This is a genomic window from Halomonas ventosae (assembly GCF_004361885.1).
GTDB lineage: Bacteria > Pseudomonadota > Gammaproteobacteria > Pseudomonadales > Halomonadaceae > Halomonas > Halomonas ventosae_C.
In genome coordinates this window covers 59,437-83,317 of record NZ_SNWH01000010.1, presented here as the reverse complement: position 1 = coordinate 83,317, position 23,881 = coordinate 59,437, and the positions used below count along the sequence as shown (strand labels likewise).

The 23,881-nt window shown below is 64.3% G+C and carries 25 protein-coding genes; 10 read left to right on the top strand and 15 right to left on the bottom strand.

Annotated elements, in window-relative coordinates:
- Positions 1–5: 5 nt before the first annotated feature.
- The 12 genes from nuoL to DFO68_RS09355 all read right to left on the bottom strand — a co-directional run bounded on the left by nuoL (position 6) and on the right by DFO68_RS09355 (position 12,541).
- Positions 6–1,868 carry an NADH-quinone oxidoreductase subunit L gene (gene nuoL / locus DFO68_RS09410; protein WP_133483409.1) on the bottom strand — a complete coding sequence of 621 codons (1,863 nt, stop codon included), beginning with the start codon at positions 1,866–1,868 and terminating at the stop codon, positions 6–8.
- A gap of 10 nt (positions 1,869–1,878) precedes the next feature.
- Positions 1,879–2,187, bottom strand: a complete 309-nt coding sequence (gene nuoK, locus DFO68_RS09405) for an NADH-quinone oxidoreductase subunit NuoK (protein ID WP_133483408.1) — start codon at positions 2,185–2,187, stop codon at positions 1,879–1,881.
- The gene (gene nuoJ, locus DFO68_RS09400; protein ID WP_133483407.1) at positions 2,184–2,744 is read right to left on the bottom strand and encodes an NADH-quinone oxidoreductase subunit J; all 561 of its coding nucleotides are present in this window, start codon (positions 2,742–2,744) and stop codon (positions 2,184–2,186) included. The genes nuoK and nuoJ overlap by 4 nt, the downstream gene beginning before the upstream one ends.
- 18 nt (positions 2,745–2,762) lie before the next feature.
- The gene (gene nuoI, locus DFO68_RS09395; protein ID WP_133483406.1) at positions 2,763–3,302 is read right to left on the bottom strand and encodes an NADH-quinone oxidoreductase subunit NuoI; all 540 of its coding nucleotides are present in this window, start codon (positions 3,300–3,302) and stop codon (positions 2,763–2,765) included.
- 17 nt (positions 3,303–3,319) lie between these two features.
- Positions 3,320–4,300, bottom strand: a complete 981-nt coding sequence (gene nuoH / locus DFO68_RS09390; RefSeq protein WP_133483405.1) for an NADH-quinone oxidoreductase subunit NuoH — start codon at positions 4,298–4,300, stop codon at positions 3,320–3,322.
- Entirely contained in the window at positions 4,297–7,047 is a 2,751-nt protein-coding gene (gene nuoG, locus DFO68_RS09385) for an NADH-quinone oxidoreductase subunit NuoG (protein ID WP_133483404.1), read from the bottom strand. The genes nuoH and nuoG overlap by 4 nt, the downstream gene beginning before the upstream one ends.
- A gap of 33 nt (positions 7,048–7,080) precedes the next feature.
- Positions 7,081–8,439 (bottom strand): NADH-quinone oxidoreductase subunit NuoF, encoded by a 1,359-nt coding sequence (nuoF, locus tag DFO68_RS09380; RefSeq protein WP_133483403.1) that lies wholly within the window; start codon positions 8,437–8,439, stop codon positions 7,081–7,083.
- Entirely contained in the window at positions 8,436–8,945 is a 510-nt protein-coding gene (gene nuoE / locus DFO68_RS09375) for an NADH-quinone oxidoreductase subunit NuoE (protein WP_133483402.1), read from the bottom strand. Before nuoE ends, nuoF begins: the two co-directional genes overlap by 4 nt.
- 3 nt (positions 8,946–8,948) lie before the next feature.
- Entirely contained in the window at positions 8,949–10,724 is a 1,776-nt protein-coding gene (gene nuoC, locus DFO68_RS09370) for an NADH-quinone oxidoreductase subunit C/D (protein ID WP_133483401.1), read from the bottom strand.
- Between the two features lie 31 nt (positions 10,725–10,755).
- Positions 10,756–11,436 (bottom strand): NADH-quinone oxidoreductase subunit B, encoded by a 681-nt coding sequence (locus tag DFO68_RS09365; protein WP_133483400.1) that lies wholly within the window; start codon positions 11,434–11,436, stop codon positions 10,756–10,758.
- Between the two features lie 77 nt (positions 11,437–11,513).
- Entirely contained in the window at positions 11,514–11,909 is a 396-nt protein-coding gene (gene ndhC / locus DFO68_RS09360; RefSeq protein WP_133483399.1) for an NADH-quinone oxidoreductase subunit A, read from the bottom strand.
- A 203-nt stretch (positions 11,910–12,112) separates the two neighbouring features.
- Positions 12,113–12,541 (bottom strand): YqaA family protein, encoded by a 429-nt coding sequence (locus DFO68_RS09355; protein ID WP_133483398.1) that lies wholly within the window; start codon positions 12,539–12,541, stop codon positions 12,113–12,115.
- A 63-nt stretch (positions 12,542–12,604) separates the two neighbouring features.
- Between DFO68_RS09355 and thiD the strand changes: the two genes are divergently transcribed.
- The 4 genes from thiD to dtd all read left to right on the top strand — a co-directional run bounded on the left by thiD (position 12,605) and on the right by dtd (position 15,484).
- Complete coding sequence (thiD, locus tag DFO68_RS09350; RefSeq protein ID WP_133483397.1) at positions 12,605–13,417, top strand: bifunctional hydroxymethylpyrimidine kinase/phosphomethylpyrimidine kinase; 813 nt, start codon at positions 12,605–12,607, stop codon at positions 13,415–13,417.
- An 83-nt stretch (positions 13,418–13,500) separates the two neighbouring features.
- Positions 13,501–14,346 (top strand): universal stress protein, encoded by an 846-nt coding sequence (locus tag DFO68_RS09345; RefSeq protein WP_133483396.1) that lies wholly within the window; start codon positions 13,501–13,503, stop codon positions 14,344–14,346.
- A 79-nt stretch (positions 14,347–14,425) separates the two neighbouring features.
- Complete coding sequence (locus DFO68_RS09340) at positions 14,426–14,992, top strand: chalcone isomerase family protein (RefSeq protein WP_133483395.1); 567 nt, start codon at positions 14,426–14,428, stop codon at positions 14,990–14,992.
- Positions 14,993–15,046: 54 nt separating this feature from the next.
- Entirely contained in the window at positions 15,047–15,484 is a 438-nt protein-coding gene (dtd, locus tag DFO68_RS09335; protein WP_133483394.1) for a D-aminoacyl-tRNA deacylase, read from the top strand.
- On the opposite strand, the gene DFO68_RS15500 is transcribed toward dtd, so the two are convergent.
- On the bottom strand, positions 15,481–15,654 hold the full coding sequence (locus DFO68_RS15500) for a hypothetical protein (RefSeq protein ID WP_166637547.1): 174 nt from the start codon (positions 15,652–15,654) through the stop codon (positions 15,481–15,483). The two genes, dtd and DFO68_RS15500, sit on opposite strands and share 4 nt — an antisense overlap.
- A gap of 66 nt (positions 15,655–15,720) precedes the next feature.
- On the opposite strand from DFO68_RS15500, the gene DFO68_RS15995 reads away from it, so the two are divergent.
- On the top strand, positions 15,721–16,875 hold the full coding sequence (locus DFO68_RS15995; protein WP_133483393.1) for a DNA methyltransferase: 1,155 nt from the start codon (positions 15,721–15,723) through the stop codon (positions 16,873–16,875).
- Here the strand turns inward: DFO68_RS15995 and DFO68_RS09325 are convergent.
- Positions 16,872–17,474 carry a hypothetical protein gene (locus tag DFO68_RS09325; RefSeq protein ID WP_208107396.1) on the bottom strand — a complete coding sequence of 201 codons (603 nt, stop codon included), beginning with the start codon at positions 17,472–17,474 and terminating at the stop codon, positions 16,872–16,874. The genes DFO68_RS15995 and DFO68_RS09325 overlap by 4 nt on opposite strands.
- A gap of 100 nt (positions 17,475–17,574) precedes the next feature.
- On the bottom strand, positions 17,575–19,530 hold the full coding sequence (locus DFO68_RS09320) for an ATP-binding cassette domain-containing protein (protein ID WP_133483392.1): 1,956 nt from the start codon (positions 19,528–19,530) through the stop codon (positions 17,575–17,577).
- A 57-nt stretch (positions 19,531–19,587) separates the two neighbouring features.
- On the opposite strand from DFO68_RS09320, the gene DFO68_RS09315 reads away from it, so the two are divergent.
- From DFO68_RS09315 to DFO68_RS09295, 5 genes are all read left to right on the top strand, one after another.
- Positions 19,588–20,103, top strand: a complete 516-nt coding sequence (locus DFO68_RS09315; RefSeq protein ID WP_133483391.1) for a TIGR02444 family protein — start codon at positions 19,588–19,590, stop codon at positions 20,101–20,103.
- A 105-nt stretch (positions 20,104–20,208) separates the two neighbouring features.
- Positions 20,209–21,231, top strand: coding sequence for a TRAP transporter substrate-binding protein DctP (dctP, locus tag DFO68_RS09310; RefSeq protein WP_133483390.1), 1,023 nt, complete (start codon positions 20,209–20,211; stop codon positions 21,229–21,231).
- 190 nt (positions 21,232–21,421) lie between these two features.
- A complete protein-coding gene (locus tag DFO68_RS09305) occupies positions 21,422–22,000 on the top strand; it encodes a TRAP transporter small permease (protein WP_133483389.1) in 579 nt (192 codons plus the stop codon).
- A gap of 30 nt (positions 22,001–22,030) precedes the next feature.
- Entirely contained in the window at positions 22,031–23,314 is a 1,284-nt protein-coding gene (locus DFO68_RS09300; protein WP_133483388.1) for a TRAP transporter large permease, read from the top strand.
- Positions 23,315–23,331: 17 nt separating this feature from the next.
- The gene (locus tag DFO68_RS09295) at positions 23,332–23,775 is read left to right on the top strand and encodes a universal stress protein (RefSeq protein WP_133483387.1); all 444 of its coding nucleotides are present in this window, start codon (positions 23,332–23,334) and stop codon (positions 23,773–23,775) included.
- The last annotated feature ends 106 nt before the right edge of the window (positions 23,776–23,881 follow it).

Here is a 23,881-nt window from a genome sequence, read left to right as displayed (position 1 = left end):
CACTCTCATAAGCCCCTCAGCACCAATACCATCAGCACCAGCGTCATGCCGGCCACCATGGTCCCGGCATAAAGGCGTAGCTTGCCAGTCTGAGTCCTGCTAAGACCACGATGCAGCACCCACGACAGCCAGCCCGCCAGCAGCAACAGGCGATCGAGGAAGTCGCTGCGCAGCACCCGGACCAGGCCACGGTAGGGCCGCACGAACAGCCTGTCGTAGGCGATATCGAAGCCCCAGGCCTGGTGCCACAATCGCCACAGGCGGGCCTCCCAGCCGCTCGCCATGCGTTCGGCCAGCCAGCGCCGGCGCCGCAGGAACAGCCAGGCGGCGATGGCCAGCCCGCCCAGCGACACCAGCGCCGCGACGCTGGCCAGCACGCCGTGCCCGGCACCATGCGCCTGCGCCCCAGGGCTGGCCGGCAGCACGTCCGCCAGCGGCGGATGGATCCAGGCACCGAGGAAAGTGGAGAGCACCGCCAGTACCAGCAACGGCAGGCCGTGCGCCGGGCCGTGACCGGGCTCGGCATGGCGGGCGTTGTCGCTTTTCATCTCGCCATGGAAGATGGCGATAATCAACCGCAGGGTATACAGCGAGGTCAACAGTGCGCCGACCAGGCCAGCCAGCATTAGCCCGCCATGGCCGGCGGCCAGCGCCTCCCAGAGGATCTCGTCCTTGCTGTAGTAACCGGCGGTGACCAGCGGCAGCGCGGCCAGCGCGGCCCCGCCGATCACGAAGCCGGCATAGGCCAGCGGCAGGCGACGCCATAATCCGCCGAGGCGGCGCATGTCCTGCTCGTGGTGGCAGCTGACGATCACCGCCCCGGCCGAGAGGAATAGCAATGCCTTGAAGAAGGCGTGGGTCATCAGGTGGAAGATTGCCGCCTGATAGGCGCCGACCCCCAGTGCCAGGAACATGTAGCCGATCTGGCTCATGGTCGAGTAGGCCAGCACGCGCTTGATGTCGGTCTGGGCGAGTGCGGCGAAACCGGCCATCAGCAGCGTCAGCGCACCGATCACGCCGACCAGGGTGAGTACCGCCGGCGCCAGCTCGAAGATCCCGTGCAGGCGGGCGATCAGATAGACGCCGGCGGTGACCATGGTCGCGGCGTGGATCAGTGCCGAGACCGGCGTGGGGCCGGCCATGGCATCGGCCAACCAGGTGTGCAGCGGCAGTTGCGCCGACTTGCCCAGCGCCCCACCGAGGATAAGCAGCGACGCGAGCTGCGCCTGCCAGGCACCCTCGACCCACACCTCAGGTGCCCGGGCGAGAATCTCGGTAATGTCCAGCGTGCCCAGCTCGCGGAACAGCAGGAATAGGCCGATCGCCAGGAAGACATCGCCCAGGCGGGTGACGATGAACGCCTTGAAGGCCGCCCAGCCATTGGCCGCAGTCCAATAGTAGTAGCCTATCAGCAAGTAGCTGCATAGGCCGACGCCTTCCCAGCCCAGGTAGAGCAGCAGCAGGTTGTCGCCAAGCACCAGCAGCAGCATGCTGGCCACGAATAGGTTCATGTAGGCATAAAAGCGCCTCACCCCGGCCTCGCCCTGCATGTACCAGGCGGCGAACAGGTGAATGAGAAAGCCCACGCCGGTGATGATGCCGACCATGGTCAGCGACAGGCCGTCCAGCGCCAGGCCGATGGTCGGGCGAAAATCGCCGACCGTCACCCAGGTCCACAGCGTAATACCGAGGCCCTGCCCGCCAGCGGCTAGAAATCGCCAGCCCACCCACAGCGACACCAGCGCCGCCAGCCCCACGCTGGTCACGCCAACCCTCGTGCAGGCTCGCGCATCGAGCCGGCCCCGCGACAGCGCGAGGATCAGGGTGCCGGCGAGGGGCAACAGGAAGGTCAGTGGCAGTAACGACATCGGCGGTGCCTCATCCATGCATGCGACTGGCCGCGTCCACGTCCAGCGTCTTGAAACGATGATGGAGCTGGATCAATAGCGCCAGGGCAATACTGGCTTCGGCTGCCGCCAGGGTGATCACCAGCAGGAACATCGCCTGCCCCTCCGGCTGCCCCCAGGCGGTGCCGGCGACGATGAATGCCAGCCCTGCGGCATTGAGCATGATCTCCAGGCTCATCAGCACGAACACCAGGTTGCGCCGGCAGATCAGCCCGGCGATCCCCAGCACGAACAGGATGGCGGCCAGTACCAGGCCGTGCTCCATGGGAATTCCGCTCATGCTCCCTCCTTGCGGGGCTGGGTGTGCTGGCGAGGCTGGGTGTCGCCACTTTCCAAAGGCGTTGGCCCCGGCACACGCCCCACATGCGAAGCGGTCACCAATGCCGCCAGCAGCAGCATAGCCGCAAGCTCGACAATCAGCAGCCAGGGACCGAACAGCAGGGAGCCCACGGCCTTGGCGGTCAGCGTCTGTCCAGCGATCATGCGTCCGTCATCGCCGCTCCACAGCGTGGCGATCAGGGTCACCAGCAGCACCGCCGAGAGCACCGCCGGCCCCAGCCAGACCCGCGGTCGCAACCACAAGCGTTCCTGGGCAGCGCCTTCGTGACCGAGGTTGAGCATCATCACCACAAACACGAACAGCACCATGATCGCCCCGGCATAGACGATCACCTCCAGTGCCCCGGCGAAGGGCGCGCCCAGCGCGAAGAACACCAGCGCCACACTGATCAGCGAGACGATCAGGTAGAGCAGGGCATGCACCGGATTGGTGTTGGTGACCACTCCCAGGGTGGCCAGCACCGCGACCAGGCCACTCAGATAGAAGGCGATGTTCATGGCATTTCCTCCTGCGCCTCAGGGCAGCAGTGTCTTGACGTCGATCGGCTCGGCCTCGTCCCGCGCCTTACCCTTGCCCTTGCCGGCGATCGCCAGTCCCGCCACCTTGTAGAAGTGGTAGTCGTGGTCCTTGCCCGGCCCGTTGATCAGCAGGTCTTGCTTCTCGTAGACCAGCTCCTGGCGCTGGTACTCACTCATTTCGAAGTCCGGGGTGAGCTGGATCGCCGAGGTCGGGCAGGCCTCCTCGCACATCCCGCAGAAGATGCAGCGCGAGAAATTGATGCGAAAGAACTCCGGGTACCAGCGCCCATCCTCGCGCTCGCCCTTCTGCAACGAGATGCAGGCCACCGGACAGGCCACCGCGCAGAGGTTGCAGGCCACGCAACGCTCCTCGCCGTCGGGGTCGCGAGTCAGCACGATGCGCCCACGATAGCGCGGCGGCAGATACACCGGCTGTTCGGGATAGCTGACCGTCTCGCGCTTGCGGAAGCTGTGCATGAAGATCATGCCCAGGGTGCGCAGTTGCGAGATCGTGCCTTCGATCACCTTCATGAACATGGGGGGTCGCTCCTCGGTTACAGCGGGTCGGCAAGCAGGATCAGCGCCCCGGTCATCAGCAGATTGATCAGGGTCAGCGGCAGGCAGAATTTCCAGCCGAAACTCATCACTCGGTCATACCGCGGCCTGGGCAGCGAGGCGCGCAGCAGGATGAACAGCACCAGCAAGGCGCCTGTCTTCAGCGCGAACCACACGATCGGCGGCAGCCAGGGGCCATGCCAGCCGCCGAAGAACAGCGTGACGATCAACGCCGAGATCAGCGCCATGCCCACGTACTCGCCGATGAAGAACATGCCGAACTTCATGCTCGAGTACTCGATATGGTAGCCGTCGGCCAGCTCCTGCTCGGCTTCGGGCTGGTCGAAGGGATGGCGGTGGGTCACCGCGATGCCGGCGATCAGGAAGGTCGCGAAGCCGAAGAACTGCGGGACGACAAACCACAAGCCCTGCTGGGCGTTGACGATCTCGCGCATGTTGAAGGTGCCCGCCATCGCCACCACACCCATCAGCGACAGGCCCATGAACACCTCGTAGGAGAGCGTCTGCGCCGAGGCGCGCATGGCGCCCAGCAAGGCATACTTGTTGCCGCTCGACCATCCGCCGAACAGCACCGCGTAGACGTTGATGCCGGCCATGGCGAGAAAGAACAGCAGCCCGATATTGAAGTCCGCCACTCCCCAGCCGGGGGTGATGGGAATGATCATGAACGACAGCAGCAGCGAGGCCATGGCAATCGCCGGCGCCAGCACGAATAGCGCTCGATCGGCGAAGGGCGGAATCCAGTCCTCCTTGAAGAAGATCTTGATCATGTCGGCGATCAGCTGCAGTGAGCCGAACGTGCCCACCCGATTGGGCCCGTAGCGATCCTGCCAGAGCCCCAGCAGGCGACGCTCGACTATCGTCAGCACCGCGCCCAGCAGCACCACACCCAGCAGGATCACCCCCGCCTGCAGCATGGCCAGCAAGCTGGCGATGAGTGACGCTGACAGCCAACTCATGAGTGCCCCCCTGCATCGCCGCCCCCGCCGCGAGATACGGCCAGGCGTACCCACTCGCCGGCGACCAGCACTGGCGCGAGACCCGCCGGCAAGCCAACCACCCCGCTGGGCAGGGTCGCCTCGCGACGCACCGCGAGCGTCAGCGACCCCGCCTGGCCGGTTATCTCGAGCCGGTCGCCGTCATCCACGCCCAGCCGTGTGGCATCATCGTCAGCCACTGCGAGGGTGGCCGGCGCCGCCCGGGCGACGATCGGCGCGGCCCGCGAGGAGGTCTCGTCGCCGCCGAACAGCCGCGACAGGATCACCAGCTGCCACTCGCCGTCGCGGCCACGAAAACTCTCGGGAATCGCAGTCGCGAAGGCATCAGCAGCGGGGCTCGGGGCAATCAGGCGCACGCCCGGATCGCCGGCGCGCAGATGGCCGCCGACCTCATCGGTGAACTTGTTCCAGGCCTGGGGCGAGTTCCATCCCGGCGCCCAGGCGAAGGCCACCTCCTCGCGAGGACGGCCGATGCCGTTGTAGCCTTCCATCGAGAAGGTAAAGGGGGAGTCCGGGTCCTGGGGAACCCTCGGCTCGCTGACATTGAGATGGGCGCGCATGGCGGTTCGCCCGCTGTAGCGGTGCGGCTCGCGCGCCAGCTTGAGGCCATGCACCCGGTAGTTGGCGTCCGGCGCGGCGTCGACGATGGCATCCAGCGCAGGATGGGCACGGGCACAGTCGCGGGTTACGGCATCGAGTGTGATATCGGCCACCGGGTGACGCCGGATGTCGCCACGCAACACATGCAGCCAACGCCAGCTCTCGTGGATACGCGTCGCAGGGCGCAGGTAGGAAGGATCGAAGACCTGGAAGAAACGCTGGGCGCGGCCCTCGAGGCTGACCAGGGTGCCGTCGGCCTCGGCGAAGCTGGCCGCGGGCAGGCCCAAATGGGCCTGTGCCCAGGTAGCGGTGCGCTGGTGGTCAAGCACCACCACCGTCTCGGCGGTGGTGAGGGCTGCGTCGATGGCCGCCGCGGGCAGGCGTTGGTAGAGGTCGTTCTCGAGGATCACCACGGCATCGGCCCGCCGGCTGGCGAGCTCGTCGAGCGCCCACTCCAGCGGTTTGCCGCCGATCATCGTTAGCCCCGTGCTGTTGGCCTCGCGACGCACCAGCAAAAGTCCCCCTCGGCGGGCACGGCGCGCCAGGGCTCGGGCCACGTTGCCGGCAGCCTGGAGAATGGCCTCGCAGCCCAGTGAGCCGCCGCTGATCACCAGCGGGCGCTCGGCGGCCATCAACCGCGTGGCGATGTCGCGGGCCGCCTCGCGAGTGGCGGAGTCGAGGTCGGCGACGGCCGGCGCCTGGTCGTCGATCTCGTGGGCCACCGCAAACCCCAGCCGGGCGATGTCGTCCGGGGCCAGCGTGAAGCGCGCCGCGGTGACGTCATCGAGCTGCGTGGCGGTCGGATAGGCAATGAACACCGGATGGTAGCGATCCTGCCCCAGGGTGCGCACCGCGGCATCATTCCAGGTGGGGATATTGCGCTCAGCGGCCAGCGTCTCGCGTCGTGCCTGGGCGGCCTGGCGCACCGCCAAGCCGACGCGGGCCGCGCTTTCAATCAGATCCTCGCCGAGGATCAGCAGCGCGTCGTGGTGCTCGACCTCGCGAAGCGTCGGCGTGGGCAGTCCACAGCGCTGGTTGAGCGAGTGCATCTCGTCCAGGCAACGCTGTTCGGCGACGCCGATGCCGGTGGAGAAAGCCTCCTCGCCGACCAGCTCGCGCAGTTGATGATTGCTTTCCAGACTGGCGCGAGGGGAGCCGATACCGATCACCCGACGGGCGCTTCTCAGCCGATCGGCGCCGTGATCCAGGGCGGCATCGACCTCCAGGGTCACCCAGCCATCATCGCGATCGCTACGCCATTCGGGCTGGCGCGGGCGGTCGTCGCGGTTGACGTAGCCGTAGCCGAAGCGCCCGCGGTCGCAAAGGAAGAAGCGGTTGACCTCGCCGTGGTAGCGATTCTCGATGCGCCGGATATCGCCATAGCGTTCTCCGGGGCTGATGTTGCAGCCCACCGCACACTGGTGGCAGATGCTCGGCGCGAACTGCAGGTCCCACTTGCGGGTGTATTGCTCGGAGTGGGTCTGATCGGTGAACACCCCGGTGGGGCAGACCTCGCTGAGGTTGCCGGAGAAGGGGCTTTCCAGCACGCCATCCTGATGGCGGCCAAAGTAGATGTTGCTGTTGGCGCCGAAGGCCCCCAGGTCAGTGCCACCGGCGTAATCCCGGTAGAAACGCACGCAGCGGTAACAGGTGATGCAACGGTTCATCTCGTGGGCGATGAACGGCCCCAGATACTGGTTACGGTGGGTACGCTTGCGGAAGCGATAGCGCCGCCGGTCATGACCGGTCATCACCGTCATATCCTGGAGATGGCAGTGACCGCCCTCCTCGCAGACCGGACAGTCGTGAGGGTGGTTGATCATCAGCCATTCGATGACGCTGGCGCGGAACTCGCGCGCCTGCTCGTCATCGATCGAGATCCGGGTACCATCGGCCGCGGGGGTCATGCACGACATCACCAGCTTGCCCTGGGTGTCATCTTCGTCCTTGAACTGCTTGACCGCGCACTGGCGACACGCACCCACGCTGCCCATCGCCGGATGCCAGCAGAAATAGGGCACGTCGAGGCCTTGCGACAGGCAGGCATCTAGCAGGTTATCGGAGCCCTCTACGTCGTAGCGCTGCCCGTCCACGTGAATCGTCGCCATGCCGCTACCTCGCCTCCTGGTTGATGGTCCGCTTCATGCCTCGCCCACCGGCATCGGCTCGTCGTGGGTCACCCCCGCCGGATTCGTCACGCCACGCTCGAACTCGTCACGGAAGTACTTGAGTGCCGACTGCAACGGCATCGCCGCGCCGGGCGCATGGGCACAGAAGGTCTTACCTGGCCCCAAGTCATCGGCCAGCTTGTCGAGCATCTCGATGTCGCGGGGCTCACCCTCGCCGCGCTCCAGCGCCTGAAGCAGCTTGACGGTCCACGGTAGCCCATCGCGACACGGTGTACACCAGCCACAGGACTCGCGGGCGAAGAACTGCTCGAGGTTGCGCACCAAGGCGAGCACGCTCTGGTCCTCGTTGACCACGGTCAAAAGTCCCGTCCCCAGACGGCTGCCCAGCTTGCCGATGGAGTCAAAGTCGAGTGGTGAATCGAGATGTTCGGGGAGCAGGAAGCCAGTACTCCCGCCGCCGGGCAGCCAAGTCTTGAGGGTTCGGCCGTCACGCATGCCGCCGGCTCGCTCGAGCAGCTCGCTGGCCGGGGTACCGATCGGCAGCTCCCACAGGCCGGGCATGTTGACCTTGCCGGAAACGCCGTAGAGCTTGGTGCCGCCGTCGTCGCTCAGCTCGCCGGAGAGCTCCTGGTACCACTGGGCACCGTGGTGCATCACGCCCGGCGCGTTGCATAGGGTCTCGACGTTATTGACCACGGTGGGCTTGCCCCAGGCACCGGACTGACCGGGGAACGGCGGTTTGTCCCGGGGATTGGCGCGCCTGCCCTCCAGCGAGTTGATCAGCGCGGTCTCCTCGCCACAGATGTAGCGCCCGGCGCCGCTATGCAGGGCGATATCGAAGTCGAAACCGCTGCCGGCAATATCGGCACCCAGCCAGCCGGCGGCACGCGCCTCATCGAGCGCCCGCTGCACGGCGCGCGCCGCCTCGAGGTACTCGCCACGCAGGAAAATGTAACCGAAGCACGAATCATTGGCGTAGCCGGCGAGGATCATTCCCTCGATCAGCAGATGCGGCTGTTGCTCGAGCAGCAGGCGATCCTTGAAGGTGCCGGGCTCCATCTCGTCGGCATTGCAGACCAGGTAGCCGCGCGGGATGTCCGGTCCCTTCATGGTCAGGCTCCACTTCACGCCCGCCGAGAAGCCGGCACCGCCACGCCCGCGCACGTTGGCCTCTTTCATGGTCTTGATCACGTCGTCGGCGGTGCGATGATTGAGCACCTCGCGGACCGCCGCGTAACCCTTTTTCTCGACATACTCCTCGAGCCCCACCATGGTGCCATCCTCGCGTAGCCGCCAGGTTAGCGGGTGGGTTTCGGCGCGGCGCTCAGCGGCGCCCTGGCGCAGCTGGCTGTGATATCGCCTCACGCTCATGCGTAGCCCTCCAGCAGGTCGGCCACATCCCCCGGGTCGACGGGGCCGTAGGTATGATCGTCGATCATCAGCGCCGGGCCGCGATCGCAGGCGCCTAGGCAGCACACCGGCAGCAGCGTGAAGCGGCCATCGGCGGTGGTCTGGCCGAAGCCGATGCCGAGCCGCTCGGACAATGCGTCGCGCAGCTCCTCATAGTCATTGAGAAAGCACGAGCTGCTGTCGCAGATCAGAATCACGTGCCGCCCCACCGGCTGGCGGAAGATCAGGCTGTAGAAGGTTGCCACGCCCTCGACATCGGCGGGCCCCACCCCCAGCACCTCGGCGATCGCCGGGATCGCCGCGTCGGGCACCCAGCCGTGGCGACGCTGGACGATCTTCAACGCCTCGATGCAGGCCGCCTGGGGTTGCTCATAGTGATCGCGCTCTTGTGCGATGGCGCGCCGGTCTTCGGCCTCGAGAATGAAGCCCTCAGCGTCGCTGGCGATCCGTCGTGCGCTCTCGGTCATGGGTCAGCGGTCCACGTCAGCCATCACGAAATCGATACTGCCCAGGTGGGCGATCAGGTCAGGCACGAAGCCGCCGCGCATTACCGCCGGAATCTGCTGTAGGTGCGGGAAGCTCGGCGTGCGGATACGCGTGCGGTAGCTCATGGTATTGCCGTCGCTGGTTAGGTAGTAGCTATTGATGCCCTTGGTCGCCTCGATCATCGCCAGCGACTCACCCGGCTCGAGCACCGGCCCCCACGACACCTGCAAAAAGTGGGTGATCAGCGTCTCGATATGCTGAAGCATCCGCTCGCGTGGCGGCGGAGTGGTCAACGGATGATCGGCCTTATAGTCGCCTGCCGGCATGTGATCGACACACTGCTGGATGATCTTGAGGCTCTGGCGCATCTCCTCGATGCGCAGCTGGCCGCGGTCGAAGACATCGCCGTGACGGCCCAACGGCACCTCGAAGTCGAAATTCTCGTAGCCGCCATAAGGGCGCTGCTTGCGCAGATCGAAGTTGCACCCGGTGGCGCGCAGGTTGGGGCCGGTAACGCCCCACCTTAGCGCCTCGTCAGTATTGAATGCGGCAATGTGCCGGGTGCGCTCGAGGACGATGGCGTTATCCATCATCGCCCGTTCGTATTCCCGAAGCCGGCGCGGCATCCAATCGAGAAATCCCTGCACCACCCGCTCCCAGCCCTTCGGAAGGTCCATCGCCGTGCCACCGATGCGATACCAGGCGGGATGCATGCGAAAGCCGGTAATACCCTCGATGACTTCATAGGCCTTTTGGCGATCGGTGAAGGTAAAGAACACCGGCGTCATGGCACCCAGATCCTGCAGATAGGTGCCCAGGAACAGCAGGTGGCTGGTGATGCGGAACAACTCGGCCAGCATCACACGAATCGTTTTGGCACGCTCGGTTACCTCGATGCCGGCCAGCTTCTCTACCGCCAGGATGTAAGGAAAGTTGTTCATCACCCCGCCGGTGTAGTCGACCCGATCGGTGTAGGGGATGTAGCTATGCCAGGACTGGCGCTCGCCCATCTTCTCGGCGCCGCGGTGGTGATAGCCGATATCCGGGACGCAGTCGATGATCTCCTCGCCGTCGAGCTGCAGCACGAGGCGGAAGGCGCCGTGTGCCGAGGGGTGATTAGGGCCAAGATTGAGGAACATGAACTCAGCGCCCGCCCGCTCGCGCCGCATGCCCCACTCCTCGGGCTTGAACTGCAGCGCCCGCTGCTCGACATCCTGGCCCTCCACGGTGAGCGTGAAAGGGTCGAACTCGGTGGCCCTGGCGCCGTGATCCTTGCGCAGCGGATGCCCTTGCCAGGTCGGTGGCATGAGGATCCGCGTTAGGTGCGGATGGCCGACGAAGTCGATGCCAAACATGTCCCACACCTCACGCTCATACCAGTTGGCGTTGGGATAGAGCGAAACCACGCTGGGCAGTGCCAGGTCGTCCTCCTGAAGCGCCACCTTGAGCATCAGGTCGCGGTTTCGTGACACCGACAGCACGTGGTAGAAGACCGTGAAATCGGCCGCGGGCAGGTCGCGACGATGGGTGCGCAGCCGCTCGTCGATCGCCGAAAGATCATAGAGCATCTCGAACGGTTCAGGCATATCGCGCAGGAAGCGCAGCATGTCGACAAGCGACTCACGGGCGACCCATAGCACCGGCAGCCCGGTGAGAGTCGGCTGCTCGACAAGGGCATGATCACCGAAGCGCTGCCTGAGCGCACCAACGAGGGGATCGTCGCTGGCTGAAGGGGCGGTGGTCGGGATGGCATCGCTCATGGACGTCGGCAAGCTCCTGCAGAAAACGGATTCAGAGGCGGTCAGGACTGCGCAGTTCGGTGGCCTGGATGCGCCGGTCGCGATGTCTCTCGCGTTGCGAGGGCATCTCGGCACGGTACACGCCCTGGTCGCCGACCACCCACGACAGCGGCCGACGCTCTTCCTGAATCGAATCCTGCAGAAGCTGCAGTCCCTGCAGGAAGGCCTCCGGACGCGGCGGACAGCCCGGTACATAGACATCCACCGGCAGGAACTTGTCGACCCCTTGAACCACCGAGTAGATGTCGTACATGCCGCCGGAGTTGGCGCAGGACCCCATCGAGATGACCCACTTGGGTTCGAGCATCTGGTCGTAGAGCTGCTGGATCACGGGAGCCATCTTGATGAAGCAGGTCCCGGCGATGACCATGAAATCGGCCTGGCGCGGCGAGGCGCGGATCACCTCGGCGCCGAAGCGGGCGATGTCGTGCGGCGCGGTGAAGGCGGTAGTCATCTCCACATAACAGCAGGACAGGCCGAAGTTATAGGGCCACAGGGAGTTCTTGCGTCCCCAGTTGACCGCCGAGTTGAGTACCTCTTCCAGCTTGCCGGTGAACACGCTGCGATGCACCTGCTGCCTCAGCGGGTCGTCCTCGACCCGCTGGGAGCGGCCGAGCGGATAGCGGGCATCGGCGGACACCGCCTCCTCGGCACGCGTCAAGGTATAGGGCATGCGACTCCTCCAGCGATATTCGGCAGATGATGATGTGACGGCGACTACCCAGGGCGACACCAAGCTCTGGCATGGCGTCAGCCTTGCCCGTCACGTGGCCTGCTGCCGGGAGGTGCCCAGTCGAGGGCACCGACGCGGCTATCATAGACCAGTCCGGCCAGCAGGATAACGATGAACACGGCCGCCCCGGCAAAGCCCGCCCAGCTCACTTCACGGACGGATACGGCCCAGGCAAACAGGAAAACGGCTTCGAGATCGAAGATCACGAACAGCATGGCGACCAGATAGAATTTGACGGAAAAGCGTTGACGCGCGTTGCCAGCACCGATCACCCCGGACTCAAAGGGGAGAGACTTGCTGCGTCCGGTACTGCGCCCGCCTAGCAGGGCGGAAAGGCCGATCATCAGCACACACAGCACGAGTACCGCCAGGATGAAGAATCCCGTCGCCCAGTAGTCGGCAACCACTGCCATGCTAGCGTGTTCCACGAATGACCTCTCGAATCACGTACTTTGGCCCGGCGCTCTTACCTAACGCCGACCTCGTTCCCTTGTCGTTGCAGCCCGAACACAGATCACAGGACTGCTGCCTGACAACTAGCCTAGAAGATTTCCAGCCTTTTGCCGAGACCCAGTTGCCGAGATCCAGCCAGCGATGCGTCGAGACGCATTGCCACTCAACACCAGGGAGCCAGCCAGGCCTCGGCGAGCCACAGCACCAGGGCATAGCGCGTGCCCTTGGCGACGCTGATCCACAAGATGGCCCGCCACCACGGCAGGCGCAGAACGCCGGCCAGCACGGTGAGCGGATCACCGACCAGCGGCGCCCAGCAGGCCAGCAGGCTCCACTCCCCGGCGCGTCGATACCAGCGCTCGGCCTGCACCAGCCCCTGCTGCGATACCGGGAACCAACGACGCTCCTGGAAGTGCCGCGCATAGCGCCCCAGCCCCACATTGACCAGGCTGCCCAGGGTATTGCCGGCACTCGCCACCGCCCACAATAGCAAGGCCGGCTCGCCGCTGCACCACAGCCGGGCCAGCCAGATCTCGGAGCCGCCGGGCAGCAGGGTGGCGCTGGCCAGTGCCACCAGGAACAGGCTCAGCATAGCGCCGGCCCCACTCCCTGCAGTAGGCTGGTGATCCTCTTCGACCGCAATGATGTGACGCCGATGGCTGCCTCCCGCTGCATACCCAACACCCTGACCATCGCCGGCTCCGATCCCAGTGGCGGCGCCGGCATCCAGGCCGACCTCAAGACCCTCTCCGCGCTGGGCACCTATGCCACCAGCGTGATCACCGCGCTGACCGCACAGAATACCCGTGGCGTCAGCAGCGTTCATCCGCTGCCGGCGGATTTCATCGACACCCAGCTCGAGACGCTGCTTGAAGACATCGCGATCGACGCCGTGAAGATCGGCATGGTGGCCAGTCGCGATGTCGCCGAGGTGATCCGCGAAGCCCTGGCCCGCCAGCGGCCGCGCTGGATCGTGCTGGACCCGGTGATGATAGCCAAGAGCGGCGACATCCTGGTCGACGACGCGGGCATCAAGGCGATACGCGAGTGCCTGGTGCCCCAGGCCGACCTGATCACCCCCAACCTGCCGGAGGCCGCCGTGCTGCTGGGCTGCCCGGCACCGGCGGACCGCGCCGCCATGGAGGCGTTGGCCCCAGGGCTGCGGGCACTGGGCGCCGGCGCCGTGCTGCTCAAGGGCGGCCACCTGGGTGGCGAAAGCTGCCCAGACCTGCTGATCGACGGCGACTCCCTGCACTGGCTGGAAGGGCCGCGCATCGCTACCCGCAACCTGCATGGCACCGGCTGCAGCCTATCCTCGGCGATCACTGCCTACCTGGCCCTCGGCGAGGCCCCACGCGACGCCGTGGCTGCCGCCAAGGCCTGGCTGTCGCGAGCCCTCGAGGCAAGCCACCGGCTCGACGTGGGTCAGGGTCACGGGCCGGTGCACCACTTCCACGCTTGGTGGTAACCCGCCAGGCTTGCGCGCTCCCCCCCTGCCGCCCATGCTGAAGGCTGTGCCGTGGGGATCAACCTTCCCGGGAGTGAGCCATCATGAGCCAGACCCTGCTGTTCGCCAGCGACCTTTCCGCCGAGAACCGCGCCGCCTTCGCCCGCGCCATACGCCTGGCGGTGGAGAGCGGTGCCCGACTCGATGTCATCCATGTGCTCGACCCCTACCTGCCGCGACGGGTCCTGCATGACCTGGAAGCGGCCGTGGTGGAGGACATTGGTGCCACCCTTCTCGACATTCGTGAGGACTATGCCCTGCCCGAGCCAAAATGCCTGATCCAGACCATGGCCGGCGCCCCCTATGCCGAGATCATTCGCGAGGCCCATGAGCGCGAGGCGGACATGATCATTCTCGGCGCCCATCGCAAGCGCGGCCAGCCCGATCTGGTCAGCGGGACCACCCTCGCCCGGGTGCTGCGCAGTGCCCCCTGCCCGGTGCTCTCGGTCAGCCACCTGGCGACCCAGGAGTGGCAGGACATCCTGGTGCCGGTGGACTTCTCGCTGACCTCTCGGCATACCCTGCGCGAAACGCTCAGGCGCTTCCCCGACGCCCGCCTGACCCTGCTCCACGCCTGGAACATCCCCGGCGAGCGAGAACTGGGTTCCAACGGTGACTATGCCCGCTGGCGTGACCGCGAAGTCACGCGCCTGCGCAGCCAGCTCGAGCGCGAGACCGAGCAGTTGATGAGCGAGCTCGACGACGTGCCGGAACTCGAGCTCGTGCTGGAGCAGGGTGACCCCCTCGAGGTACTGATGACCCGCCTGCGTCGCCAGCCACCGGACCTGCTTGCGCTGGGCAGTCGCGGCCAGCTGGGACGCCAGAGCCAGATCACCGAGCAGCTACTCTCCGAGCCCCATTGCGACATCATGCTGTGCCGTGCCTGGTAGACAGCGCCGATAATTTTACAGAACCTTTACGGATGGGTATTGTCTGTACAACAACATACCCTGACGTGAGAGGCTCACCATGTCCCTGCTCTGCCCACGAGGCGCCCTGCTGCTGACCGCCTTGACCATCGCCGCGCCGGCGATGGCCGAGGCGGTGGAGGTCAAGGGCGCGCGCTTCGCCGCCAACCTCGAGATCGATGGCCGCCGCTACGAGCGGATCGGTTACGGCCTCTTCCGCTACCTAATGTGGGACGCCTATGCCGGTGCCTACTACCAGGCTCGGGGCTTCCCTCGTCCGGCCCCGCAATCGGATGTACCCCGCCGCCTGGTACTCGAATACTTTCATGCCATCGAGGCCGAGGAGTTCGCCAAGGCGACCCGCAAGAGCCTACGCAAGGCCTTCGACGACAACGCCGCCTACACTAAGCTCTCGGAGCCGCTTGCGACCTTCAACGAGCGCTATCGCGACGTGATACCCGGCGACCGCTACGCCCTGGGCTGGGACGACGACCGACTGACCCTGGCCCTCAACGGCGAGACCCTTTTCGAGGGCGACGACCTGGCGCTGGCCAATGCCCTGTTCGGCATCTGGCTGGGCGAGGATCCGCTGGACGAGGATTTCCGAGACGACCTGCTGGGGCGCTGAAGGGGCGACGTGCTAGGCTTGGCGGCTCGTTACGACAGCCAAGGAGCCCAGCCGATGAAGGCCCTGATCCAGCGCGTCACAGGCGCCAGCGTGGAAGTGGACGGACGCCAGGTGGGCGCCATCGGGGCGGGACTGCTGGCCCTGGTGGGGGTCGAGAAGGGCGACGACGAGGCGGCGGCCGACCGGCTGCTGCACAGGCTGCTGCATTATCGGGTGTTCCCCGACGAGGCAGGCCGCATGAACCGCAACCTGCAGCAGGCGAAGGGCGGGTTGCTGCTGGTCTCCCAGTTCACCCTGGCCGCCGACACCCGCAAGGGGCTGAGACCCAGCTTCTCGCGTGCCGCGCCGCCCGCCGAGGGTGACCGCCTCTTCCACTACCTGCTCGCCTGCGCCCATGACGCCTGGCCGCAGGTCGCCAGCGGCGAGTTTGCCGCCGACATGCAGGTCTCGCTGGTCAACGATGGGCCGGTGACCTTCCTGCTGGAGAGCTAAGCGCTGTTTAGCTCGCCCTCCACCTTCTTCATGGCCTTGTCGGCACTATAGCCTAGCCGCGACCGGTCCAGCACCAGCAGCGGGTGGGAAGTCTTTTCCGACGACGGGATGGTGAAGTGGAAGGGCGAGCCGACATGCGTCACGGCGATGTTGCCCATGCGCTCGAGCATCTTCAGCCGGCTCTGCGCCTAACTGGCCTCTTGACTTTTGACGTCCCGACGTCATAATCTGGGTATATGAAAACTCAATCTGATCGATACTCGCCAGGTCGCGTCCGCGACGCCATTCTTCAAGTGCTGTCTTTATCGCCTGCGCCCTTGTCCGTAAGTGAGATCGAGGACCGCGTAGTGAAGCTTGTCGGGCCGACCCCCTCATCCTCCATCAGATCTTATCTTCGCCTCAACACACCGGACATCTTTGTGCGGGAAAAGCGCGGAGTATACCGCCTGATGGGCAAGAGCGCAGATGCATCTTGCAGGCAGCGTGAGCTACCGGAAACCCGGAATTGGGAGGTGCCGTTCACGTATGGGAACGCCACCCTGTTGCATGAAGACTGCTTTAACTGGATTGCGGGGAGAGAAGACAACAGCCTCCATGCTGTGATAACCGACCCCCCATACGGCTTGCACGAATACTCACCAGACCAGCAAACGAAGCTTCGAAACGGCAAGGGAGGAGTGTGGCGCATTCCACCGTCGTACGACGGCCATAAACGCTCGCCCCTACCGAGGTTCACAACCCTGACGCGCGAACAACTGGATGAGCTGTTCGCCTTTTTTTATGTATGGGGCAAAGCGCTTCTTCCTAAGCTTGTCCCAGGAGCTCATGCAGTCGTCGCCTCCAATCCCCTTGTGTCGTACATCGTCTCTAGCGCTTTGTCAGATGCGGGCTTTGAGAGAAGAGGAGAAATTGTACGGCTCACCATGACTATGCGAGGCGGTGACCGCCCTAAAGGAGCGCACGATGAGTTTCGTGGGGTGAGCGTAATGCCGCGCTCTATGTGGGAGCCATGGGTAGTCGCTAGGAAGCCTGTTGAAGGAAGGGTTCAGGATAATCTTCGAAAGTGGAAAACTGGCGGTTTCCGCCGGCCTTCCGACGACAAACCGTTTGGCGATGTTATCGAATCCTCTCCGACGGGAAAGGCAGAACGCACAATGGCAACCCACCCAAGCCTAAAACCGCAAGCGTTTATGAGGCGCCTGGTGCACGCTGCCCTGCCACTCGGTGAAGGGGTCATTCTTGACCCTTTTAGCGGTGCCGGATCAACGCTTGCGGCCGCGGAGGCCGTAGGTTACAAAAGCATTGGGATAGAGAAAGACTCTTACTACTTCGGAGTCGCCAAGGAGGCAATTCCTAAACTAGCCAAGTACAGGCCGCGTGAAAAAAGCTAAGCTCTGTAGATCCAGCTCTCCCTTAGCTTTTTCACGCCTTCTTTATGGAGAGTGGCCGTCCGAGTACCTAGCTCGCCCCGTGCGTTGCGGCGAAAATCGTCAGTTGTGACGTGGGCGAGATATACTTCTCGGAACTCCATTGGTATACGGTGAACAGCTGGCTCGGTCGCGTTGTCAACGGCATATACAAATACGCACATCCACTGTTCCCGGGCGCCATGGGTATCTACTGCTCCCCCAGCTTTGCGAGTCGTTTTTATCTCTATACCTTCCGTTCCAGATTTAACAGAGTTATTTGCATATACGCCTTTTACCAGAAGGTCGGGGTGGCCGTTGTGATACCGATTTTCGGTAAGGGAGCGCGAATGCGTAGCAAGGCTGGCCGTTAGCATGTCGGACAGCAAGCCAGACATGATGGCGGGGCGAAGCATATCGTCCAACCGTTCCAGCCCCTTATCGGTCATATGGGAGTTGACGTCATAGAAAAAATCGTAGATGTCCTGCATAGCCATCTGAAAGTCTTGAAGTCGCAGTTGGTAAGGCACGACTGCAGACTGGTTGAACTTAGATGCATCAACTGTTTTTTTGGTTATCGGCACTGGTTCCTTCCTCCTCGACAACGAACTGCACTGAGCGTATCACAGGTCACAACTGTGCTTTCAGCCAACATGCCTCCAGGTCGATCAGGCAGCTTGGCTGCTATATTCGCCACCCTTGGTGAATGACCGCCTCTTCGGCCTCCAGCGCCTCCTCCGCGGCGAGCCACTCCGTCTCCAGCTGCTCGAGGCGCGACTTGAGCTCGCCCTGGCGAGCGAGACGTTCGGTGAGCTCCGCCTTGCGCGCGGGCTCGGTATACAGTTCGGCGTCGCCCAACGCCTCTTCCACGCTGGCGAGCTCCGCCTGGACCTTCTCCATGGCCTGCTCGGCGCGGTCGCGCGTCTTCTTCAGGGGCCGCAGCTTCTCGCGCAGTTCGGCGGCGGCGCGACGGGCCGTCTTGCGATCCTCCCTGGGAGCCTCCCCCTCGGCCTGGCGGTCGGCCTTGTCGGCCCGGGCCTCGCGGCGCTCGCCCTCCAGGCGCGCCTTGAGCCAGGCCCGATAGTCCTCCAGGTCGCCATCAAAGGGCTCGACGCGATGGTCGGCCACCCGCCAGAACTCGTCCACGGTGGCGCGCAACAGGTGCCTGTCGTGGGAGACGATGATCACCGTCCCCGCGAAGCTCGCCAGCGCCTCGGTGAGCGCCTCGCGCATCTCCAGGTCCAGATGGTTGGTGGGCTCGTCGAGCAGCAGCAGATTGGGCTTCTGCCAGACGACCAGCGCCAGCGCCAGGCGCGCCTTCTCGCCGCCGGAGAAGCGCGCCACCTCGGCGAAGACATCGTCGCCATGGAAACCGAAGCCACCCAGGAAGTTGCGGATATCCAGGTCAGCGGCCGTGGGCGAGAGGCGCTGCACGTGCATGAAGGGGGTAGCGGCCAGGTCCAGGCTCTCCAGCTGGTGCTGGGCGAAGTAGCCGATCGCCAGGTGCTCGCCGGCCACCCGGCGGCCCGAGAGCAGCGGCAGGTCACCGGTCAGCGATTTGATCAGTGTCGACTTGCCGGCGCCGTTGGGGCCCAGCAGGCCGATGCGCTGGCCGGGCAGCAGGGTCAGCTTGACGCCCTCGAGCTGCACCGTCTCTCGGCCGGCATCGTCTCGGTAGCCCAGGCGCGCCTCGTCGAGCACCAGCAGCGGGTGGGAGACCTTGTCGGCGCAGGGAATGGTGAAGTTGAAGGGCGAGTCGGCATGGGCCACGGCGATGTCGCCCATGCGCTCGAGGGTCTTGAGACGACTCTGGGCGGCACGGGCCTTGTTGGCCTGGTAGCGGAAACGGGCCACGAAGCGCTCGATCTCCTCGCGGCGCGCCTGCTGCTTGGCGGCCTCGGCCTGCTGCAGGGCCAGCTTCTCGGCGCGAGTGCGCTCGAAGGTCGAGTAGTTGCCACGATAGAGCATCAGACGCTGGCGATCGAAATGCACGATGTGATCGCACACCGCGTCGAGGAAGTCGCGATCGTGGGAGATCAGCAGCAGAGTGCCGGGATAGCGAGTGAGCCACTGCTCGAGCCACAGCAGGGCATCCAGGTCCAGGTGGTTGGTAGGCTCGTCCAGCAGCAGCAGGTCGGAGGGCTTGAACAGCGTGCGCGCCAGGTTGGCGCGCATCCGCCAGCCGCCGGAAAACGCCGCCAGTGGCCGGTCGAGATCGGCCTGGACGAAACCCAGCCCTATCAGCAGCTGGGCCGCCCGGGCCGGTGCGCTGTAGCCGTCCAGCGCCTCGATGGTGCCATGCAGCTCCGCTTCGCGATGGGCATCGCCTCGCTCCCGGGCGGCCTCGAGGGCCGCCTCGGTCTGGCGCAGTTCGCGGTCGCCGTCGAGCACGTAGTCGATGATGGCGCGTTCCAGCGCCGCCACCTCCTGGTCCATGTGGGCGATGCGCTGGCCACCGCTCATCTCCACTTCCCCCTTGTCCAGGGAGAGCTCGCCGAGCAGCAGCTTGAACAGACTCGACTTGCCCACCCCGTTGGGCCCGACGATGCCCGCCTTATGGCCGGCGTGAAGGGTCAGGTCGGCCCCCTCGAGCAGGGTCTGAGGGCCGCGTTGCAGGGAAACTTGGCGCAGTGCGATCATGCAGGCTCCACTCGGCAGTGCGTAAAGCTGCCGCCCACTGTGACGGCCGCCATTGTGATGAGCCACGATTCTACCCAATTACCGCCCGCTCTGCGGGCCCGACTGCGCGACGCTTCGCTGTGGGAGTTCGCCCTCGCCCTCTATTCTCGTGACGGCGTAGAGGCCGCCTGCCTGAGGCTCCAGGACGAGGCGGGTGTCGACGTCTGCGAGCTGCTCTGGCACTGCTGGCTGTATCATCACGGGCTGTCATGCGACGAGCGCCTCGAAGCGATTCGCGGCTGGCAGCGGGAGGTAACAGGACCTCTGCGCCGCCTGCGCCGGGCCCTGAAACCCGACGCTCGAGAACACGAGGGAGTAGCCGCACTGCGCCGCACGCTTCAGCAGGCCGAACTCCAGGCAGAGCGTGAGGCACTCTCACGCCTGGCGCGGCTGGCCGTAGGCAGCGACCGACTTTATCCCTTGCCGAGCCCGCCACCCAGTCTGGCGGAATATCTCGCCAGGCAGCTGCAAGTACAGCAAAAACCTCACCTTAGTGTCCTGAATACCCTGGAACGCCAGCTTGACCCCTCATAAAGGCCACGCTAGCCTGAAATTAGCCAAGTGAATGTGATATTCACCTGATACCTGCTGATGGATGCATCTTCCATCGCGGGACCCACCGGCAGAGGAACCACAAGAATGAACTCGAACAAGCTATTGACTGGCGCCGGTATCGGCGCGCTGATGCTGGGCATGTCCACCGCGGCGTTTGCCGCCAACTGGCGCTATGCGATCGAGGAATACGAAGGCGACGTCCAGGATGTCTTCGCCCAGGAATTCAAGCGCTACGTGGAGGAAAATTCCGACCACAACGTCCAGGTCTACCGCTTCGGTGAGCTCGGCGAATCCGACGACATGATGGAGCAGCTGCAGAACGGCATCCTGCAATTCTTCAACCAGTCGCCCGGCTTTACCGGATCGTTGATTCCCTCGGCGCAGATCTTCTTCGTCCCCTACCTGCTGCCCACCGACATGCAGACGGTGCTCGAGTTCTTCGACGAGAGCAAGGCCATCAACGAGATGTTCCCGAAGCTCTATGCGGAACATGGCATCGAGCTGCTCAAGATGTATCCGGAAGGCGAGATGGTGATCACCACCGACGAGCCGATCAAGACCGTGGAAGACTTCCAGAACAAGAAGATCCGCATCATGACCAACCCGCTGCTGGCGGAGACCTACAACGCCTTCGGCGCGACCCCCACGCCGCTACCCTGGGGCGAGGTCTACGGTGGCCTGCAGACTGGCATCCTCGACGGCCAGGAAAACCCGATCTTCTGGATCGAGTCCGGTAAACTCTACGAGGTCTCCCCGCACCTGACCTTCACCGGCCACGGCTGGTTCACCACCGCACTGCTGGCTAACCAGGACTTCTATGAAGGCCTCTCCAAGGAAAACAAGCAGCTCGTGGACGCTGCCACCGAAGCCGCTTATGACCTTACCACCGAACACATCCAGGGCCTCGCCGAGGAATCCCTGAACAAGATCAAGAAAAATTGCGACAAATGCACTTTCACTCACCTGGATGACCAGCAGGTCGCCAAGCTCAAGAAGAAGGCACCCCAGGTCGAAAAAGCCTTCGTCGAGATGGCCGGCGAGACCGGCAAGAAGCTGCTCAAGCAATTCAACGCCGACCTCGAGGCAGTGAAGTCCGACAAGGAGTAACCCTCCTTCCGTCCTTGCCACATGGGGGGGGGTGGCCCATCGGGGCCACCCCCCCATTTCGTTGCAACAGCCGTTGCGCGTGCATGCAGCGTTGATTCTCGCGGCAGACCCAGGCGCTCTTGGGGTCGTATGCTGATGAGAAGCGATAACGTCATTTCCGGCTGACCTGCATGCTGAAGGGAGTACCGCCATGACCGACGACGAGTCCGAAAAGAACTACCGCTCCGGGTTGCCCGGCCCGCTGGGGATCATCGACACCCTGATCAGCAAGCTGGAGGCGGTGCTGCTGGGCATGGGCGTACTGCTGATGGCGATCAATACCATCGCCAATGTCATTGCCCGCTTCGTGTTCGGCGACAGCTTCTTCTTTACCGGCGAGATCAATCGCATCCTGATCATCATGATCACCTTCGCCGGCATCGGCTATGCGGCACGCCACGGCCGACACATCCGCATGTCGGCGATCTACGATGCCCTGCCGGTAGGCGGGCGCCGCGCGCTGATGATCTTCATCGCGCTATTCACCGCAGTAGTGATGTTCTTCCTGTTCTATTACTCGATGATCTATATCCTCGACGTGAAGTCCAAGGGCAGGGTGCTGCCGGCATTGGGCTTCCCGATCTGGTGGATCTATGTGTGGGCACCGCTGGGCTTCTTGATCACCGGCATCCAGTATCTGCTCACCGCGATCAAGAACCTGACGTCACGGGACGTCTATCTGTCGACCGCTGTGCTCGACGGCTACAAGGATACGGAAACGGAAGTCTGAAGCTGGGCACACGCCCGAGGGGAGCGCACGATGACCACCATAATGGTTACCACCATGATCGCCCTGCTGCTGCTGGGCTTTCCCATGATGATTCCGCTGCTTACTGCGGCCATCATCGGTTTCTACATGATGTTCAATGGCCTGGGCCAGATGGACACACTTATCCAGCAGATGATGGCCGGCATCCGCCCGGCCTCGCTGATTGCGGTGCCGATGTTCATCCTCGCCGCGGATATCATGACGCGTGGGCAGTCGGCCGACCGCCTGATCAACATGGTGATGTCGTTCATTGGCCACATCAAGGGCGGTCTGGCGGTTTCCACCGCCGCCTCCTGCACCCTGTTCGGTGCCGTCTCAGGCTCTACCCAGGCCACGGTGGTGGCGATCGGCTCGCCGCTGCGCCCCAAGATGCTCAAGGCCGGCTATTCCGACTCCTTTACCCTGGCATTAATCATCAACGCCAGCGACATCGCCTTCCTGATCCCGCCGAGCATCGGCATGATCATCTACGGCGTCATCTCCGAGACCTCGATCGCCGAGCTGTTCATCGCCGGCATCGGACCGGGTCTGATGATCTTGGTGATGTTCTCGATCTACTGCGTTGCCTACGCGGTGATCCGTGATGTGCCCACCGAGGCCAGGGCCAACTGGCGTGAACGCATAAGCGCAGTGCGTCAGGCACTATGGCCGTTGGGCTTCCCGGTGATCATCGTCGGCGGCATCTACGGCGGCATCTTCAGCCCTACCGAAGCCGCCGCGGCCTGCGTGCTCTACGCCATCTTCCTGGAATTCATCATCTTCCGCTCGCTGAAGATGGAGCACATCTATGCCATTTCCAAGTCCACCGGCCTGATCACCGCGGTGGTCTTCATCCTGGTGGCGGCGGGCAACGGCTTCTCATGGATCATCTCCTTCGCCCAGATCCCCCAGGCGATCCTCGAGGCAGTAGGCATCAACGAGGCCGGCCCTACCGGCGTACTGATCGCCATCTGCGTGGCCTTCTTCGTGGCCTGCATGTTCGTTGATCCCATCGTGGTGATCCTAGTACTGACACCGATCTTCGCCCCGGCCGTGGCGGCCACCGGGCTCGATCCGGTGCTGGTGGGTATCCTGATCACCCTGCAGGTAGCCATCGGCTCGGCGACCCCCCCCTTCGGCTGTGACATCTTCACCGCCATCGCCATCTTCAAGCGGCCCTACTGGGACGTGATCAAGGGCACACCGCCCTTCGTCTTCATGCTGATCCTGGCCGCGGCGCTGCTGATCATGTTCCCGCAGATCGCCCTGTTCCTGCGTGACCTGGCGTTTAGCTGATCCAAGGAGAAGTGATCATGTTCAACCGGATACTGGTCCCGGTGGATGGCTCCAAGGGCGCCCTCAAGGCCCTGGAGAAGGGCGTTGGGCTGCAGTTGCTGACCGGCGCCGAGCTCTACATCCTGTGCGTCTTCAAGCACCACAGCCTGCTCGAGGCCTCGCTCTCCATGGTGCGGCCCGAACGACTGGAGCTGCCCGATGACGCCCTCAAGGAGTACGCCACTGAGATCGCGGTGCATGCCAAGTCGCATGCCATGGAGCTCGGTGTGCCGCCCGAAAAGGTGCGCGCCTTTGTCAAGGGTGGGCGACCGTCACGAATCATCGTGCGCTTCGCCCGCAAGCGCGAGTGCGACCTGATCGTGATTGGCTCCCAGGGCACCAACGGTGACAAGAGCCTGCTACTGGGTAGCGTGTCTCAGCGGGTGGCCGGTTCGGCCCACTGCCCGACGCTGATCGTCTGATCCTCACGCACCCCTCGTCGGGCCGGTTTCCCCCCGCATGCCATGCGGGTGCGGAACTGGTCTGGCCCTGTTAGAGTCCCATGGATTCCATGCATTCCTATACATC

What these genes read in the sequence shown, in the direction of transcription:
- nuoL (WP_133483409.1), bottom strand. Translation starts at nt 1,868, where the DNA reads ATGTCGTTACTGCCACTGACCTTCCTGTTGCCCCTCGCCGGCACCCTG.
- nuoK (WP_133483408.1), bottom strand. Translation starts at nt 2,187, where the DNA reads ATGAGCGGAATTCCCATGGAGCACGGCCTGGTACTGGCCGCCATCCTG.
- nuoJ (WP_133483407.1), bottom strand. Translation starts at nt 2,744, where the DNA reads ATGAACATCGCCTTCTATCTGAGTGGCCTGGTCGCGGTGCTGGCCACC.
- nuoI (WP_133483406.1), bottom strand. Translation starts at nt 3,302, where the DNA reads ATGTTCATGAAGGTGATCGAAGGCACGATCTCGCAACTGCGCACCCTG.
- nuoH (WP_133483405.1), bottom strand. Translation starts at nt 4,300, where the DNA reads ATGAGTTGGCTGTCAGCGTCACTCATCGCCAGCTTGCTGGCCATGCTG.
- nuoG (WP_133483404.1), bottom strand. Translation starts at nt 7,047, where the DNA reads ATGGCGACGATTCACGTGGACGGGCAGCGCTACGACGTAGAGGGCTCC.
- nuoF (WP_133483403.1), bottom strand. Translation starts at nt 8,439, where the DNA reads ATGAGCGTGAGGCGATATCACAGCCAGCTGCGCCAGGGCGCCGCTGAG.
- nuoE (WP_133483402.1), bottom strand. Translation starts at nt 8,945, where the DNA reads ATGACCGAGAGCGCACGACGGATCGCCAGCGACGCTGAGGGCTTCATT.
- nuoC (WP_133483401.1), bottom strand. Translation starts at nt 10,724, where the DNA reads ATGAGCGATGCCATCCCGACCACCGCCCCTTCAGCCAGCGACGATCCC.
- DFO68_RS09365 (WP_133483400.1), bottom strand. Translation starts at nt 11,436, where the DNA reads ATGCCCTATACCTTGACGCGTGCCGAGGAGGCGGTGTCCGCCGATGCC.
- ndhC (WP_133483399.1), bottom strand. Translation starts at nt 11,909, where the DNA reads ATGGCAGTGGTTGCCGACTACTGGGCGACGGGATTCTTCATCCTGGCG.
- DFO68_RS09355 (WP_133483398.1), bottom strand. Translation starts at nt 12,541, where the DNA reads ATGCTGAGCCTGTTCCTGGTGGCACTGGCCAGCGCCACCCTGCTGCCC.
- thiD (WP_133483397.1), top strand. Translation starts at nt 12,605, where the DNA reads ATGGCTGCCTCCCGCTGCATACCCAACACCCTGACCATCGCCGGCTCC.
- DFO68_RS09345 (WP_133483396.1), top strand. Translation starts at nt 13,501, where the DNA reads ATGAGCCAGACCCTGCTGTTCGCCAGCGACCTTTCCGCCGAGAACCGC.
- DFO68_RS09340 (WP_133483395.1), top strand. Translation starts at nt 14,426, where the DNA reads ATGTCCCTGCTCTGCCCACGAGGCGCCCTGCTGCTGACCGCCTTGACC.
- dtd (WP_133483394.1), top strand. Translation starts at nt 15,047, where the DNA reads ATGAAGGCCCTGATCCAGCGCGTCACAGGCGCCAGCGTGGAAGTGGAC.
- DFO68_RS15500 (WP_166637547.1), bottom strand. Translation starts at nt 15,654, where the DNA reads ATGCTCGAGCGCATGGGCAACATCGCCGTGACGCATGTCGGCTCGCCC.
- DFO68_RS15995 (WP_133483393.1), top strand. Translation starts at nt 15,721, where the DNA reads ATGAAAACTCAATCTGATCGATACTCGCCAGGTCGCGTCCGCGACGCC.
- DFO68_RS09320 (WP_133483392.1), bottom strand. Translation starts at nt 19,530, where the DNA reads ATGATCGCACTGCGCCAAGTTTCCCTGCAACGCGGCCCTCAGACCCTG.
- DFO68_RS09315 (WP_133483391.1), top strand. Translation starts at nt 19,588, where the DNA reads ATGAGCCACGATTCTACCCAATTACCGCCCGCTCTGCGGGCCCGACTG.
- dctP (WP_133483390.1), top strand. Translation starts at nt 20,209, where the DNA reads ATGAACTCGAACAAGCTATTGACTGGCGCCGGTATCGGCGCGCTGATG.
- DFO68_RS09305 (WP_133483389.1), top strand. Translation starts at nt 21,422, where the DNA reads ATGACCGACGACGAGTCCGAAAAGAACTACCGCTCCGGGTTGCCCGGC.
- DFO68_RS09300 (WP_133483388.1), top strand. Translation starts at nt 22,031, where the DNA reads ATGACCACCATAATGGTTACCACCATGATCGCCCTGCTGCTGCTGGGC.
- DFO68_RS09295 (WP_133483387.1), top strand. Translation starts at nt 23,332, where the DNA reads ATGTTCAACCGGATACTGGTCCCGGTGGATGGCTCCAAGGGCGCCCTC.